This window comes from Microbulbifer mixtoriginis (SeqCode) (assembly GCF_052466695.1).
In genome coordinates, this window is record NZ_CP174285.1 from 4,440,173 (window position 1) to 4,455,948 (window position 15,776).

The 15,776-nt window shown below is 51.6% G+C and carries 14 protein-coding genes; 10 read left to right on the forward strand and 4 right to left on the reverse strand.

Annotated elements, in window-relative coordinates:
* Nucleotides 1-333: 333 nt before the first annotated feature.
* The 3 genes from ACJJI0_RS19425 to ACJJI0_RS19435 form a co-directional block, all read right to left on the reverse strand.
* Nucleotides 334-3,243, reverse strand: coding sequence for a TonB-dependent receptor (locus ACJJI0_RS19425; protein ID WP_444883852.1), 2,910 nt, complete (start codon nucleotides 3,241-3,243; stop codon nucleotides 334-336).
* 112 nt (nucleotides 3,244-3,355) lie between these two features.
* Nucleotides 3,356-4,399 (reverse strand): FecR family protein, encoded by a 1,044-nt coding sequence (locus tag ACJJI0_RS19430; protein WP_444883853.1) that lies wholly within the window; start codon nucleotides 4,397-4,399, stop codon nucleotides 3,356-3,358.
* Nucleotides 4,400-4,688: 289 nt separating this feature from the next.
* On the reverse strand, nucleotides 4,689-5,216 hold the full coding sequence (locus tag ACJJI0_RS19435) for an RNA polymerase sigma factor (RefSeq protein WP_252084678.1): 528 nt from the start codon (nucleotides 5,214-5,216) through the stop codon (nucleotides 4,689-4,691).
* 235 nt (nucleotides 5,217-5,451) lie between these two features.
* Here ACJJI0_RS19435 and dnaX point away from each other — a divergent pair, with 235 nt between their 5' ends.
* From dnaX to ACJJI0_RS19485, 10 genes are all read left to right on the forward strand, one after another.
* The gene (gene dnaX / locus ACJJI0_RS19440) at nucleotides 5,452-7,446 is read left to right on the forward strand and encodes a DNA polymerase III subunit gamma/tau (protein WP_444883854.1); all 1,995 of its coding nucleotides are present in this window, start codon (nucleotides 5,452-5,454) and stop codon (nucleotides 7,444-7,446) included.
* 61 nt (nucleotides 7,447-7,507) lie between these two features.
* Nucleotides 7,508-7,852 carry a YbaB/EbfC family nucleoid-associated protein gene (locus ACJJI0_RS19445; RefSeq protein ID WP_152451685.1) on the forward strand — a complete coding sequence of 115 codons (345 nt, stop codon included), beginning with the start codon at nucleotides 7,508-7,510 and terminating at the stop codon, nucleotides 7,850-7,852.
* Between the two features lie 28 nt (nucleotides 7,853-7,880).
* Nucleotides 7,881-8,489, forward strand: a complete 609-nt coding sequence (recR, locus tag ACJJI0_RS19450) for a recombination mediator RecR (RefSeq protein ID WP_444883855.1) — start codon at nucleotides 7,881-7,883, stop codon at nucleotides 8,487-8,489.
* Between the two features lie 5 nt (nucleotides 8,490-8,494).
* On the forward strand, nucleotides 8,495-9,625 hold the full coding sequence (rnd, locus tag ACJJI0_RS19455) for a ribonuclease D (protein WP_444883856.1): 1,131 nt from the start codon (nucleotides 8,495-8,497) through the stop codon (nucleotides 9,623-9,625).
* Nucleotides 9,622-9,909 carry a YcgL domain-containing protein gene (locus tag ACJJI0_RS19460; RefSeq protein ID WP_252084682.1) on the forward strand — a complete coding sequence of 96 codons (288 nt, stop codon included), beginning with the start codon at nucleotides 9,622-9,624 and terminating at the stop codon, nucleotides 9,907-9,909. The genes rnd and ACJJI0_RS19460 overlap by 4 nt, the downstream gene beginning before the upstream one ends.
* A 9-nt stretch (nucleotides 9,910-9,918) precedes the next feature.
* Nucleotides 9,919-10,368, forward strand: a complete 450-nt coding sequence (locus tag ACJJI0_RS19465; protein ID WP_252084683.1) for a YcgN family cysteine cluster protein — start codon at nucleotides 9,919-9,921, stop codon at nucleotides 10,366-10,368.
* 59 nt (nucleotides 10,369-10,427) lie between these two features.
* Entirely contained in the window at nucleotides 10,428-10,808 is a 381-nt protein-coding gene (locus ACJJI0_RS19470; RefSeq protein ID WP_444883857.1) for a hypothetical protein, read from the forward strand.
* Between the two features lie 364 nt (nucleotides 10,809-11,172).
* On the forward strand, nucleotides 11,173-11,853 hold the full coding sequence (locus ACJJI0_RS19475) for a YEATS-associated helix-containing protein (protein WP_252084685.1): 681 nt from the start codon (nucleotides 11,173-11,175) through the stop codon (nucleotides 11,851-11,853).
* A gap of 141 nt (nucleotides 11,854-11,994) precedes the next feature.
* Nucleotides 11,995-12,840 carry an AAA family ATPase gene (locus ACJJI0_RS19480; protein ID WP_252084686.1) on the forward strand — a complete coding sequence of 282 codons (846 nt, stop codon included), beginning with the start codon at nucleotides 11,995-11,997 and terminating at the stop codon, nucleotides 12,838-12,840.
* Nucleotides 12,841-12,940: 100 nt separating this feature from the next.
* Nucleotides 12,941-14,122 (forward strand): vWA domain-containing protein, encoded by a 1,182-nt coding sequence (locus tag ACJJI0_RS19485; protein ID WP_444883858.1) that lies wholly within the window; start codon nucleotides 12,941-12,943, stop codon nucleotides 14,120-14,122.
* A 128-nt stretch (nucleotides 14,123-14,250) separates the two neighbouring features.
* Here ACJJI0_RS19485 and ACJJI0_RS19490 read toward each other — a convergent pair whose 3' ends face one another.
* The gene (locus ACJJI0_RS19490) at nucleotides 14,251-15,744 is read right to left on the reverse strand and encodes a peptide MFS transporter (protein WP_444883859.1); all 1,494 of its coding nucleotides are present in this window, start codon (nucleotides 15,742-15,744) and stop codon (nucleotides 14,251-14,253) included.
* Nucleotides 15,745-15,776 lie beyond the last annotated feature (32 nt).

A 15,776-nucleotide genomic window follows, 5' to 3' on the forward strand; every position in this document is an offset into this window, starting at 1 on the left:
TTGATCGTTGGATTTATAGTCTTTTGCCATGAATGGCGATCGTTAGAAACGGGTACCCCCAAGTAGCCGCTTCTCTCCCAACATATTCAAAGACGGTTGGCATCAAGAACCCCTCCATAAAAATCACATTTTTTTTCCAATAATTCGCAATGTCAGTTTTGCCAGGTTGTACGGGCGTTTTCAGTTGACTTCAGCGAGAGAGGGATCGCGTATCTATAGTCGGGTAATGTTGAAGCTAGATAGAGGTTAAGTGCAGCTTTCTTAGGGGGGGAGGGGAGATATAGGCAGTTAAGAGGAGAGCGATTTTTTGGTATATAGGCTTGGCTTGTTAGCTTATAAACTGAATGAGAAACTGCTATACCAGTACCGACCTGTTAGATCGTAAGTACGATGATCAAAGTTATTTTCCGTCGCCGTTACAGCAAGAGGAGGCGGAGTGTTAAGTAGGTTGTTGACACCGATTGAGAATCGAAATCTGCTAGAAGGGTTGAAGGAGAGTTGTGCATCATGGCTAAACCAGCTGCCAATATCGTGGGTGATGATTTTATCGTTGTGAGTGTAGGTTTCCTTAGTGCTGCCGACGAAATGCACGGTGTAGCCAGCCTTCCATTGGTTGCTGCTCCAATAAATCCCAGCATTGGCTTTAAATTCTGGCAGTGAGCCTGCCCCGCCAGTTGTGATGTCTACAAAAGTGCCTGACAGTTCTTCTTCAGGTAGTCCTGCGGCTCCCTGGTTGAGGTAGTCCAGCATATGGCTTATGTTCATAGCTAGCTTGAACTGCCCAAGCTCATCCTCGGGTAGATCGTAGCGAAGCGCAACATCGTAACCACGGATGGTTCTGCGACCTTGATTGATTCTTGTTGCGAGAATTTTGGTGATTTCACCTTGCTCGTCTCTCAGTACTCTATCACTAAATAGCCCTGCATAGGCATTTTGCTCAACCAGGAACTGAGGGTTGCTGCCAATGACATCTTCCTGTTGGATGTTAAAAATTTCGACTGCAGAGCTTAGCCCCTCTATATGCTCCGGTGTCCAGGCAAGGCTAGCTGTAAGGGTTTTTGAAGTTTCAGGTGTGAGGCTGGGGTTGCCTCCAAACTCGGTAAGATACTGAATTCGTGCGCTGTCTGATTGCCCTGGGCAGCCAGTTAAAGTGCTTGCGCTCTTACTGGTACAGGGGTCAAAGATAAACTCCTGACTTTGATAGCCCTTTTGATACATATCAGTAAGAGTGGGGGCCCTGAAACCGCTGGCATAGCTGACCCGTAGATTTAAGTCCTCCAAAACCTGCCAGCGTATGGCGAGCTTGGGGTTGTAGGTATTACCAAAGTCGCTATAGCTGGATAAGCGGACGGCCCCATCGAGCCAGAGTTTTTCTTCCTGAATTGGGATTGAGACCTCGGCGAAAGTTTCTTTAATGGTGCGTGAGCCTCGAGTCGCTCCTGGGGAGTGCCCACCAATATAGGAAAGGCCGTTTAGGTCATTCGAGTCGCTGGTCAGGGTTTCATGTCTAATCTCAAATCCTGCTGCCGCTAAAATTTCTCCGGCTCTGGTTTCCCCTAGGGATCCGTCTGAGATAAAGGTGAGAGATTCCATTCTCGTGCGGCTGTTGGTAGTGCTTGTTCCTCGAATAAACTCCAGCTGTTCCTGAGGGATGCTGCCGCTGGGGCCGAGGAGATTGATAGGGGTGCAGGCGTTACTCGAATTGCAGCTGGTAGGCCCCTTCAAGCCTTGAGAGAGCGCTAGGGGGTTAATAAGGTTGCTGAGTTTTTCAGATTTTTTTGCCCTTTGCAGGGAGGTATTCAGTTCCCAATGCCACTGGTTGTAAACCCCTTTGATTCCTGTATTGAGTCTCCAGGTGGCTGTGCGGTTTTTTTGAATGCGTGGACCTAGTTCCGTAATGCGCTTCCTAACATCTGTAATTGTTTGGTTGAAGGGGTTGTAGATGTTATCTGCTGCTATTGTCAAATCACCGTTATCGAAGCGTGTGAAGACTGGGGAGGGCGCTTTAGTCGACTCTGCAGAGGTGCGTAGACCCATTGCCTCGGCAAATAAAAGGAGGTTGTCTGAAAGGTCAAAATTAGCAGATAGGTAAGCAGAGTTACTTTTGAGTGGAGTGACGGCAGAGGTGTGGTCGTTATAGTTGTAGCGATCTTCTAGGGACCAGTCCCGATAATTATTGGAGGTTTGACTGGTCAGAGTGGCACCGTTATCAAGCGCGATAAATCCTTCGGGGGTGGCTGATGAGCGTTTATCTGTGCCACCAAAATCTCGGCTGTCTGCAGACTCAGATAAGTTGCGGTCGCGGCTCATTATTGAGCCTTGGGTGTATTGTGCTAGGTTGAGCATGATGTGACCCCGCTCGCCGTGTCTCCCCCAGGTTAAATGGTGGGATTCGGTTTCGCGATCGCCAGCTCCTGATTGCCCATAGTAGCTATCTAGAGATAGGCCCTCGAAGTCCTTGCGGAGGATAATATTGATCACTCCAGCAATGGCATCCGATCCATAAACTGCAGAAGCCCCGTCTTTTAGGATCTCTACACGCTCAACTAAAGATAAAGGAATTGTGTTGAGGTCAGTGGCCTCTCCGTTATATCCATCCCCAATTATGCGGCGACCGTTGATCAGGACCAGTGTGTTACTGGCAGGAAGGTAGCGAAGAGAAACGGTGGCTGTTCCGTCATCCTGTTGGCTGACTGAGGTACTGGTGGAATTTCCCGAAATGGCTGGGAGAAACTTGAGTACATCGGCAACAGTTTGCGCTCCGGTAAGTTCAAGCTGCTCCCGGGTTAGTCTGTCGATAGGAGCATAGCCGTCTAGCTGATAATGGCGCAAATGGCTGCCGGTAAGGCTTTGGCCGGTAACTGTGATTTCTTCAGGTGCTTTGCTGGATTGCTGTTCCGATCGAGGCGGTGACTCCTTATTTGGAGTCACCGCGAAGGAGGTCGGGCCTATACGGTGATAGGAAAATGGAAGGCCTTCTAGTAGTTGTTCAATTGTTGCTTCAAATTGGTTTTGCCCTGTACTCAGTGTCTGCTTAGGTAGTTGATATAACGAAGCTGAGGAGGTTGGTACCAGAATAGAGACTTGGCACTGCCTTCCCAAAGAAATGAGGGCCTCTGGCAGAGAGCTCGCTGGAAGCTCGATTCTGGGCTTTGGGCACAGTGCATCGGCCGCACTATTTGCCGACAGCATGAGTGCTAAAAAAGCTGTAACCCAGTGCTTTACCGTCAAGAAATTGCCCATTTTTATTGCGCCCAGCAGTTTGAATTTAACTGAGCGGGTGTATCTATTGTGTTTGTGGGCGGGGAGTTGGTTATTTGCTTAATAAACGACCGCCATTTGAGACGGTTATAACCTAGTTGTGCTTGGGAGACAAGATAGTCAGGTTGTTGTTGCTGCGGTCCTGCTGAAGGTCCAGGGCCGTGGTAATGGCTTCGAGTGTGTTATCTGGGTCGGATATGGCAAAAGTACCAGATACTAGGCGTCCCTCGATTTGTGGTGCAGCGACAACAGGGGTGGCTAAGTAGCGGTTTAGCTCTTGCAAGGCCTCTTTGAGGGGAGTTCTTTCAAATACCAGGATACCGCGAGTCCAATCTGTCGCCTCTTCCGGTGAGGTGCGCTGGACTTGGGTGAGGCCTTGGTCAGATACGCTGACCTTTTGGTTCTTGATTAGCGTAACGGAGTCGGGGGTTAGGCCTGGTGTTTTCTCTGTTTCACTGACAGAGACTTTACCTTCGGTGACCGATACTCGGGTATTCTTTGGGTTCAGCTCTACATTAAATTCGGTTCCCAGTACACGGATACTTGCACTGCCTGCGGCAACGGTGAAAGGGCGGGCAGTTTGGCGAGCGACGTCAAAAAAGGCCTCTCCACGAAGGAGTTGCGTTTGTCTTTCCTTGCGGCTAAAGCTGACGCGAAATTCACTATTAGAGTTCAGCTTTACTTCGGACCCATCAGGCAGGCTGATGGTGCGAATCTCACCTAGCTGGGTGATATAAATTTGTTGGTCGTTCTTACTGTTTCCAAGCCATTGCAGGCCAACCCAGACAGCGAGGAATACACCACAGGTGGCGAGTCCGCCACCGATGAACCATTGCGGTAGTCCCCAATGAATAGGTTGTACTCTTTTCTTTTCTTGAGCTTTTCCATTTTGGGTGTGGGGGCTGGGTACACTCTCAGGGAACAGTTGATCGATTGGCATATGGGCGAGGGCACCCAGGTTGCCCCAGAGCTCGACCACCTCATCGAAAGCCTGCCGATGAGCTTCAGAAGCTGACAGCCAGGCTTCGAATTCATGCTTTTCCGCGCTACTCATGGCCTCTGAGCGTAAGCGAGCAACCCAAGCACAGGCCTGGTCCAGGCTCTCATCGCTTGTTTGACTTTGGGGGTTGCTGTTCATATTTGCTCTGGTAGTTAAGGGTTAAATAACGCTTTAAGAGTGGGACTCTGGTCTCAAAATTCAGTGCATCTTACTCAAAACTGCCCGACTTTTGCGATGCCGGTGAAGGTAAAGATCTTTCTACAGAATAATCGCAACTCAACTGCCTCATGTAGCAGCAAATAATTCTGAAAGTGCCTCACTTTTCAGGTTGTGTCAGGATTTAAGCTCCACTCATGCACACTGAGACGGCTGAGAAGGTGCCCCCCTCAACAAAAATTAGTGAGGAGACTGAATGGAAGCTTCGGGTTTACGGGGAGGAATCCACTTTGCGCCGGCAGGCCTTTAGTGCCTGTAGAATATATTTCTCCACACTGCTCACTGAGATGTTCATTTCATGGGCGATTTCACTATAAGAGAGTCCGCGAGTTCTATGCAGCAGAAAGGCTTGTCGGCACTTCAGTGGCAGTTTATCCATTGCCTCATAGATGGACTGTAACTGTTGGCGTGCAGCGAGAACCCGTTCTGGGGACTGGTGATCGGTATGGTCGTTACCGTGAGTCTCCCCCTCTAATGAGACTTGCTGGTTGAGGTACTCCACATGCAGCTTGCCTCGACGTAGTTGGTCAACAGCCAGATTGTTTGCGATTTGGTAGAGGTAGGCGCGAGGGTTTTCCAACTCCTTTTCATCGCTGAGTTTTTGTAGGCGCAGGTAGGCATGCTGAGCAATATCCTCGGCATCGTCTGGGCTTTTGACAATACGTGCGACAAAGCGCACCAAGGCTTGGCCGTGCTCGGCAAATAGCCTCTCCAGAAGTGTCTTCCTGGCTTTATTCATTGCGTATTGCTTTCCCCGTCCCAGGCTCGCTTTATCGTTGTGAATTGTTTGTTCTTAGTGCGAGCTGGCGCAGTTATATCACAAGGTTGGCTTGGGCTACGAGTGGCGCGAAACGATCTCTTGGGATGATAGCCTGCTATTCGCTATGCCTCGTCGTCTATGCCGGTATAATGGCGCCCGCGCCAAAGGCGTTGAGATATAAGTTGGCAGAGGTGTGCCGAGCACCGGAGACTGGATGAGCTATCAAGTACTGGCACGTAAATGGCGCCCGCGTCTTTTTAAGGAGATGGTGGGGCAGGAGCACGTGCTTCAGGCACTTATCAATGCCTTGGATAACGGCCGGCTGCACCACGCCTACCTGTTTGCTGGTACTCGGGGAGTGGGGAAGACCACAATTGCCCGAATTCTGGCCAAATGCCTGAACTGTGAGGAGGGTGTCAGCTCTGAGCCCTGCGGACAGTGCAATGCCTGCAATGAGATAGCTGATGGCCGTTTTGTCGATCTGATTGAGGTGGATGCGGCATCCCGCACCAAGGTGGAGGATACCCGGGAGCTGCTGGAAAATGTCCAGTATGCTCCGACCAGAGGTCGCTACAAGGTCTATCTGATCGACGAAGTGCATATGCTCTCGAACAGTTCCTTCAATGCCCTGCTGAAGACCCTGGAAGAGCCGCCGCCTCATGTGAAATTCCTGCTTGCCACTACAGACCCACAGAAGCTGCCAGTAACTGTGTTGTCCCGCTGCTTGCAGTTCAAGCTTAAGAATATGAGCCCCGAGCGGATTGTCGAGCATCTGCGCTTTGTACTGGGGGAGGAACAGGTGCCTTTTGAAGACGGCGCCCTTTGGCAGCTAGGCCGTGCGGCAGACGGTAGTATGCGCGATGGTATGAGTCTCACCGACCAGGCTATCGCTTTTGGCGGTGGCAAAATCAGCGAAGCCGAAGTGCGCGGCATGCTCGGTAGTATCGATACCGGTTTGGTGTGGAAACTGCTACATGCCTTGGCAGATGAAGATGCGGCGACGTTATTTGCTACTGTCGCTGAGCTGGCTCAACAGGCTCCAGACTTTGGCGCCACCCTGGCAGAGCTCTCCGATAACTTACATCGTCTGGCGGTCGCCCAGATTTTGCCCCAGTCGATAGATAACGCCCTGGGCGATGGTGAACGGCTAAGGCAGCTTGCCAGTCGCATAGCCCCAGAGAATATACAGCTCTACTATCAAATGACCCTGCACGCTCGCCGTGACCTGCCCCTGGCCCCAGATCCCCGTAGTGGCTTTGAAATGGCGCTGTTGCGCATGCTGGCGTTCCGTCCGCAGGGTGTAGCGACAATTCCAAGGGCAGAACTGCCTGAAACAACTGCTAGTGCGCAAACTCAGACGGCTCTTGGGGAGCAGGCGCCTATCGAGCAGGAGAATGCCGACGAAAAAAAGTCTGAAGCTGTGGTGCCTCAGCACTCTGAGAGTGCCGAGGCTGTGCCAACTCCAGGGCCTCATGCTGAAGCGATAGCAGCTGCGCATATTGAAAGCCCGGTTCAGAACTCGGTGCCGGCTAGAGGGGGTATGCCTCCTAAACTTGAAGAACCCGCGCCCCAGCAGCCTCCGTACCATGCAGAACAAGCCGTCGAGTTAGTACTGGATGCCCAAACTGCAATAGTTGAGCGGCCACTAGAGGTAGCCAGCGCTCAGCCCTCTGGCTCGCGGGAGGGTGTTCTAGCTGACCTTCGCCAACGCGTAGCGGAAGTCGAGGCCTCTCCCCCTGCGCTAGAAAACCAGGCCCCCACGAGAACGGAAGCGGTTGCTCAGGTTGCTGAAGCGCCGCCGGCACGCTTTGATGCCCTCACACCAGGTAGTTGGCCGGCACTCTATAAGCAGTTGGGCGTCAGCGGCATATTGCACTCGATCGCGCAGCATCTGGAGCTAGTGGGGCGCCAGGACAATATACTTTCCTTTACCCTGGACGAATCTTTTAGCAGTCTTTATGACGAGGTGCATCAGCGGCGCCTGGGGGACTTGTTGGGAGACTTTTTCCAGCAGCAGGTTATTGCACAGATTCAGGTGGGGCAGGTACAAGGCAGTACGCCGGCACGTTTGGCTGCGGCGACTCGCGATGCGCGCCTAGCAGCAGCGCGGGATGCCCTTACCTCAGACCCCCTGGTTCAGGAACTTCAGTCCGAGCTGGGCGCTGAGTTAGTGTCAGATACTGTTGAATCCCTGGCGAAGGCGGATTGATAGAGTTTTTGGTTACCCGGCGTCTAACCGGGCTCACACATAATAGAGATAGAGGTTACCTATGAAAGGTTTGGGCGATCTGATGCAACAGGCTCAGAAAATGCAGGCCGACATGCAGGAAAAAATGCAGAAGGTACAGCAGGAGTTAAATGAGCTACGCGTGTGCGGTGAATCCGGCGCGGGTATGGTTAAGGTCACCATGAATGGCCGGCACGATGTTATCTCTGTGGAAATCGACCCTTCCCTGCTGTCCGAAGACAAAGAGATGTTGGAAGATCTTTTGGCCGCGGCAGTGAACGATGCTGTGCGCCGAGCTGAGGAGAAGGCCCAGGAGTTACAAAAGCAGCAGGTGGGCAACCTCGCTTCTGGCATGAATCTGCCGGAAGGCTTCAAGTTTCCATTTTAAGGGGCAGAGCCCGGTTGTTTAGCCTTATATGTTTAGTCCCTTAATCGAAGAGTTGATTCGCGCGCTGCGTTGCCTGCCCAGTGTGGGCCCCAAGTCGGCCCAGCGCATGGCGATGTACTTGTTGGAAAAGGATCGCGACGCTGCAGAATTACTGGCACGCAGCCTGGCGCAGGCTGTGGAGAAGGTCGGTCGTTGTCAGCAGTGCCGTACATTGACCGAAGAAGTCGTATGCACCCTGTGCAACAACAGCCGCCGAGAACAAACCTCTCTCTGTGTCGTCGAAACTCCCGCCGACGTGCTGGCGATTGAGCAGGCTGGTAACTACCATGGCCGCTATTTTGTGCTGCACGGTCACCTGTCTCCGATTGACGGTATCGGCCCCGCGGATCTTGGTATGGACCTACTGGAGCGCAGGTTGGCCAGTGAGCCATTACAGGAGTTGATTGTCGCCACCAATCCCACAGTAGAGGGGGAGGCGACAGCCCAGTACATTGCCGAGCGCGCCAAAGCGCAGGGAGTGACTGTCAGTCGTATCGCCCATGGCGTTCCCATCGGCGGTGAGCTGGAATATATCGACGGCGGTACCCTGGCGCACGCCTTCAATAGTCGCACCGCCTTCTTCCCCCCAGCAGAGTAATACCGATGGTTGAAATAGATACTACTCCGCGCTGGGTGGACTCCTGCGAGCAGTTGGCGGCTTTGTGCGCACAGTGGCGACAGCAGCGCGCTGTGGCTCTGGATACCGAGTTTATGCGCAGTCGCACCTTTTATCCTCAGCCGGCCCTAGTACAGGTTGGGGATGGCAAGCACTGCTACCTCATCGATAATCTCGCCATTGAAGACCTGCAACCGTTGCGTGATCTACTGCTGGATACGGCTGTTACAAAAATTATGCACAGCTGCAGCGAGGATTTGGAAACTCTGGAGCGTCTGCTGGGGGTGATCCCCGAGCCCATTTTTGACACTCAGATCGCCGCGGCGATTAGTGGTATGGGGGCGGGCCTTGGTTACGCCGCTACTGTGCGCGAGCTATTGAGTATTGAACTGCCGAAGAGCGAGACCCGCTCGGATTGGTTGCAGCGCCCTCTCAGTGATGCGCAGAAAACCTACGCCGCACTCGATGTGGCCTGGCTGCCGGTTCTCTATGGTGCCTTGCTAAAGCGGTTGCAGGAGCAGCAGCGGGAAACTTGGCTAGTTGAAGACTGCACAACTTTGGTGGCAACTGCGCGAAGCCCGCAACCCCCTGAGTTCTATTACCAGAAAGTGAAAGGTGCCTGGCGCCTGCGCGGCAAACACTTGGCCGTGTTACAGGACCTTTGTACTTGGCGGGAATGTGAGGCGCGAACTCGAAATATGCCGCGCAACCACCTGCTCAAGGAAAATCTCTGTATGACCATGGCCCAGCAGTTGCCGCGGCATAAAGGCGCCTTGAGCCAGGCTGGCCTCGAGGGCCGTGCTCTGCGAGAACACGGTGATAGGTTGTTGCAGTTGATCTCCCGCGCTCTTGAGCGCAGCGATTTGCCGACGCGTTTACCGCAGCCGCTCAACCGACAACAGGGGGAGTTACTGAAGTTACTGCGTAAAGAGGTCGCGAGTATTGCAGAGCGTGAAAATCTGCCTGCAGAAATCCTAATTCGCAAAAAAGAGTTGGAAGCCCTGGTCCTTGCTCGCGACCCCCAGTTACAGGGGCGTCTCTGTGGTTGGCGCGCCGAAGTGGTTGGTCGGCCCCTGCTTAAAGCTCTGCGACATTTACGCAAAGAGGAAATGAAGTGAAAGTCTTGTGTGATATTTATCGCAGTCCCAAAAAAGAAGAAATGTATTTGTACGTCGATAAGCGTGAGGGGACTGCGCGGGTACCTAAAAATTTATTGGAGTTGTTTGGCAGCCCCCAGCACGTCACTACCATGCTAATGACTCCAGAGCGCAAACTGGCGCGTGCAAATGCCGACAAAGTCCTGCAAGAGGTACGTGTGCAAGGTTACTATTTGCAGATGCCGCCGGTGGCCGATTCTGAAATGCGTGAGATCGCATTGAAAAACAGCAAACTGCAGCGCTGAGTTAGATTAATGGCACAATTGCCTTTTTGGCGACGTAAAACTCTAGCGCAAATGAGTGAACCTGAATGGGAAGCTCTGTGTGATGGTTGTGGGCGCTGCTGCCTGCACAGCCTGGAAGATGAGGAAACTGGTGAGCTTTACAACACCAATGTCGCCTGCCGTTTGTTGGATACAGACTCCTGTCGCTGTAGCCAGTATTCAAGGCGAAAAGAATTGGTGCCTGGATGTGTGCAGTTGCGGGTAGAGGATATAGACCAATACACCTGGCTTCCGAGCACCTGTGCCTACCGTCGCTTGGCCGAAGGGCACCCTTTGCCGGAGTGGCATCCGCTTGTGAGTGGAGATAGCCAGTCTGTACACAAAGCGGGTATGTCTGTGCGCGGCAGTGTCATCAGTGAGGAGCTGGTTCACCCGGACGATATGGAGGAGCACATCGTCACCTGGGTGGAAGCCGGTTGAGCTAGTGAGGCATAGTCACTAGTTCTTGAACTGGGCGGGAAACATAGAGTAAATAAAAAATGTCTGAAGATTTTCAACTTGCCTGGTTGGTATATACCGGCTCGACACTGGTTTTACTAGCTGCAGGCTGGTGGTTTATGCGCAATTGGCGCTGGAGCTGGCTGCGCCGCACCTTGTTATTGGTCTTGGCTGGTGTACTACTGCTGCCGGTAAAAATACCGGTGGCCGAGTCAGTAGCCATGCCCGTACTACCCCTGTATCTCTACCAGGTATTATTTGAAGAAAATGGGGCTGCACCGGAAGTGACAGCAAATTTGGTATTTGCTGCAGGTGGTGCTTTAGCGGTAATGGTTGTGTGGGGACTGGTTTCGCTATTATCTAAGTTTCGTCGCAGTCGCCGCCGTCGTTTCGATGAAGACCCATACTTCAAGGAACAGTAACGGGATTTTTCATCCAGATCTTCCCTCAGCACAGGGCCCATCGCAACTGGGCCTACTCACTTTTCTCCCCTTGCTTATCAAAGGCGTTCCTTCCTTTCTCTAGCCTCTCTGTGGATGGTGACAGCTGCTATATCTATTAGGCTGCTTACGCACTTGGCGTGAGGCCAGACGAGCCGGCTTACTGATAAAGACCAATAAACAAGCCCTTGTTGGGAAATCATGGATTGTATTTCCTGAATATCCCAGTGGAGTGGGTTACTTGTTGGTAAGCCAGACTCACGACAGATAAAGTTTATAAATTGCCCTTGGCGTAGATTTTCGCCCATAGTTATGGCGCAGGTTGCCAGATGGCTGAGGAACCCTGATGCTCGACCACCTGCTGATTCTCACTGCAGTAATGCTGGTATCGGGCATTCTCGGTGGGCTGGTGAACTATTATCAAATGCTGTTTACGGAGGAGGATCCCGCCGGCCTTGCTCGCTGCCTGATTATGGGATTGTGTGGTGCCTTAATGGTGCCAATCTTCCTGAAGTTTACCCAAAGCGATTTACTGATCGAAATCCAAGGCGACCCTTCGCGGCTTTTGATTTTTACCGGTTATTGCCTGCTTGCCGCTATAGCTTCCCGCATGTTCGTGTTTAATGCTGCGCGTCGCCAGCTGCGCGATGCCAGTATTGCCCGTGCTCGAGTGGAAAATATGGAGCAGGAACTGCGCACTATGCAATTGGAAATGATGCCTTTGCTGGAACATGAGATAGAAGGGGATCTGGAGCAGGGGCCGGTGCTGGATTTCAACCAAATTCGCAAGCTGGACGACAATGCCCTGCAGGTACTCAATCTGCTAAATGACGGCGAGTGTGTATTCCGCTCCCTAAGTGGTATGGTGCAAGATAGTGGTATGGAGACCAACTCTATTGCCCGCGCCCTTAACAGCCTGCTTGTATTAGAAATGGTGGGTAAAATCCACAGTCACCTGGGAATTCGTTGGTATATCACCGGTAAGGGCCGCCAAGTGGTACATCGCCGCAGCACTCAGATGGCTTGAGCCATAGTCGATAACCCCCTTCATTTAGTCTCTACTCGGGCTGGTCATCCAATTTGATCGTTCCCGCCTCGCCACCCACCCCGCTGTTCAATTATCATTCGCTAAATCTGAAGATAGCGTGATGACAGGATTGGAGTAAGCATGAAATTTACCGGTACCGATAGCTATGTAGCTACCGAAGACCTGCAGATGGCGGTGAACGCAGCCGTCACCTTACAGCGCCCTTTGTTGATCAAAGGCGAACCGGGCACCGGCAAAACACTGCTCGCGGAACAGGTTGCCGAGAGCCTTGGAATGAAATTGATCCAATGGCATATCAAATCTACCACTAAGGCCCAGCAGGGACTTTACGAGTACGATGCGGTATCCCGCCTGCGCGACTCCCAGTTGGGGGTGGATAAGGTTCACAATATTGCCAATTACATCAAGCGCGGCAAGCTGTGGGAATCCTTTGCTGCGGAAGAGCGTGTGGTACTGCTGATCGATGAGATTGACAAAGCGGATATCGAATTCCCTAACGACTTGTTGGTGGAACTGGATCGTATGGAATTCTTCGTTTACGAAACCGGAGAAACTATCAAGGCCAAGCACCGCCCCATTGTCATTATTACTTCGAATAATGAAAAAGAACTGCCGGATGCCTTCCTGCGCCGCTGCTTCTTTCATTACATCAGCTTTCCCGACCGCGATACCATGCGCAAAATTGTCGATGTCCATTACCCGGAAATCAAAGGGCAACTGGTCGCAGAAGCGATGGATATTTTCTTCCAGTTGCGCGAAGTACCGGGTTTAAAGAAGAAGCCTTCCACCTCAGAGCTGATTGATTGGTTGAAGTTATTGATGGCCGATGATATTCCGGAAGAAGTACTCAAGAATCGCGATAACAGCAGTGCTATTCCTCCGCTGTATGGCGCCTTGCTGAAAAATGAGCAAGATGTGCATATGCTCGAACGCTTGGCGTTTATGGCGCGTCGTGACAACCGCTGAGTAAGCCTTGTTGCCTTTCATTAGGGGTAAACTTCTGCCCCTGATGATGTTCCGCTCGGTACCACTGAGCATTTTTTCCCATTGCTGACTGCGAATTACTATGCTGATTGGCTTTTTCCTGAATTTACGTCGCTATAAATTACCGGTATCCATCACCGAGTTGTTGGCCTTGCTGGAGGCTTTACAGCAGCGCCTGGTTTTTGCAGATCTGGAGGAATTTTATTTCCTCGCTCGTGTCTGCTTGGTGAAGGATGAAAAACATTTCGATAAGTTCGATCGCGCTTTCGAGGCCTATTTCAAAGATTTGGAAACCCTCGACGATATCGTTGAGCAAATGATCCCGGAAGATTGGCTCAGAGCGGAATTCCTCAAGCAATTAAGCGAAGAGGAAAAGGCCAAAGTCCAAAGCCTGGGTGGTTTGGAAAAGTTGCTGGAGGAATTCAAAAAGCGTCTCGAAGAGCAGAAAAAGCGCCACAGTGGCGGCAATCGCTGGATAGGCACCGGTGGCACCAGCCCTTTTGGTAACAGTGGCTATCACCCTGGTGGTATTCGGGTGGGAGGGCAGGGACGTAATCGCTCGGCATCCAAGGTTTGGGAGAAGCGCCAATTTAAAAATCTGGATGACAGTATCAGCCTGGGAACCCGCAATATCCAAGTGGCTCTGCGCAAGTTGCGTAAATTTGCCCGCACTGGCGCAGCAGAAGAACTGGATTTGAATAACACCATTTCTTCCACTGCGCGCAATGCGGGTTTGTTGGATATTAAGATGGTGCCAGAGCGGCACAACGCAATAAAAGTGCTGATCTTTTTCGATGTGGGCGGTTCTATGGACCCTTATGTGCGTGTGTGTGAAGAGTTATTCTCTGCCTGCCGCTCAGAATTTAAGCATTTGGAGTATTTTTATTTTCACAACTTTGTCTATGAACATGTGTGGAAAGACAACCAGCGGCGCTATAGCGAGAATACGTCTCTGTTGGAAGTGCTGCGTACCTATGGCAAGGACTACAAGGTTATCTTTGTCGGTGATGCCTCTATGGCACCCTACGAAATTACCAGCCGTTTCGGCAGTGTTGAGCATATGAATGAAGAGCCGGGGTCAGCCTGGATGGAACGTATCACCGATACTTACCACAATCTGATCTGGCTAAATCCGGTTGATGAGGAGTATTGGCAGTTTACGCCCAGTATCGGCATGACCCAGCGTCTAGTGGATGGGCACATGTATCCGATGACTCTTGAGGGATTGGATCGGGCGATCGCCTATCTAGTCAAAGGCCGCTAATAGCGGCGTCAATGAAGGTTCCTTGCAAGCAGCTCTAATCTAAGGAGTTTTAGGCAAGGAATTATCAGGTAGTACGGCACACTCTTGTGCCGCACTACCTGATAGATAACTTTAGAATTAATCAAGTACTACTCTTTATTACCGCTGAAGTGTTTGGGTGGCGTTCCCTCGTGATCAGCAGTGATACTGATTTCTTCTCTGGTGGTTTCGCCCACTGTAACATGCACCTCTTCTGCACCGTGCATCCAATCCACTAGTTTTTCACGAATCAAATACAAAATAAAACCGGCCACTATGGCAGTTAGTGCGACACCGCCGAAAGTGGCGAGTGGTCCAGAAACCCCTACTAATTTACCGATCTCTGCCGCCCCTTTGTTGGCGATACCAATAAAGGCAAACCAGAGTCCCATCATCAGGGATAAATAGCGCAGGGGAGATAATTTGGTCACCACAGAAAGTCCGATAGGTGACAGGCAAAGTTCACCAATGGTGTGAAAAATATAGGCGAAAATCAGCCACCAGATGCTTGCTTTAATGGTCTCGGAGTCGCCGATTTGTAGTGCCGCGCCGCACATAGAGAGAAAGCCGATCCCGAGAAATACTAACCCCAAGCTGAATTTAGCCGGTGAGCTCGGCTCGCGATCTCCCATACCTACCCAGATAGAGGCCATAATCGGTGCGAGGATAATAATAAATAAGGGATTCACCATTTGTAGCCAGCTGGCAGGAATTTCCCAGCCAAAGATATTCAGGTCGGTGCGGTACTTGGCAAATAGATTCATTGACCCGGCAGCTTGCTCAAAACCAGCCCAAAAAACCACGATAAACACACCTAGAACCAGAATAACTTTAATGCGATCCCGCTCTTCCTGTGTGAGGGGGTGGTGTTTATTTTCCTTCTCATTTATTTTATTTTTCAGTTCCAGATGAGCGGAGGGTTCTACGCCTATTTCACCCAAGTAGCGTTTGGCTTGAGTCATTTGCAGAATCAGGCCCAGCAACATACCAATGCCTGCAACAATAAAGGCGAGCTGGTAGTCCACCTTTTCCCCAATCCAGCCTACGACCAAATAACCGAGAATTGAGCCCAGGTTGATCCCCATATAGAAAATAGTAAATGCGGTATCGCGGCGGTGGTCCCCCTCTTCGTAGAGATCCCCTACCATAGTGGAGATGTTCGGTTTAAAGAAACCATTGCCGATAATCAGTAGGGCCAACCCCAGCCACAGCATGTAAATCTCACTACCGTTTGGTAGCCAGGCATGAGGAAAACCCAGGGAGAATTGCCCCAGCATCATCAAGGCACCGCCAAACATGATGCAGCGGCGCTGCCCCCAGCGGTTGTCAGCCATCCAGCCACCGATAATGGGGGTCAGGTACACCAACATGGCGTACCAGCCCAGATAGCTCAGGGCTTTGGACTGCAATTCAGTATCGGTGAGCTGTTCCCAGCCGAAGACTGCGGCAGTGGCTGTGGAAGTCAGGTAAAAGACAAAAATACCGCGCATGCCGTAGTAGCTGAGACGTTCCCACATCTCGGTGCCAAACAGCAGAAACAACCCTTTGGGGTGGCCAAACAGCTGTCCGGCGCTGGCGGGGGGCTTGGGCTTGATCTCTTGCATAGTACTGCTCGCAAGGTGTGACCCTAAGGCGC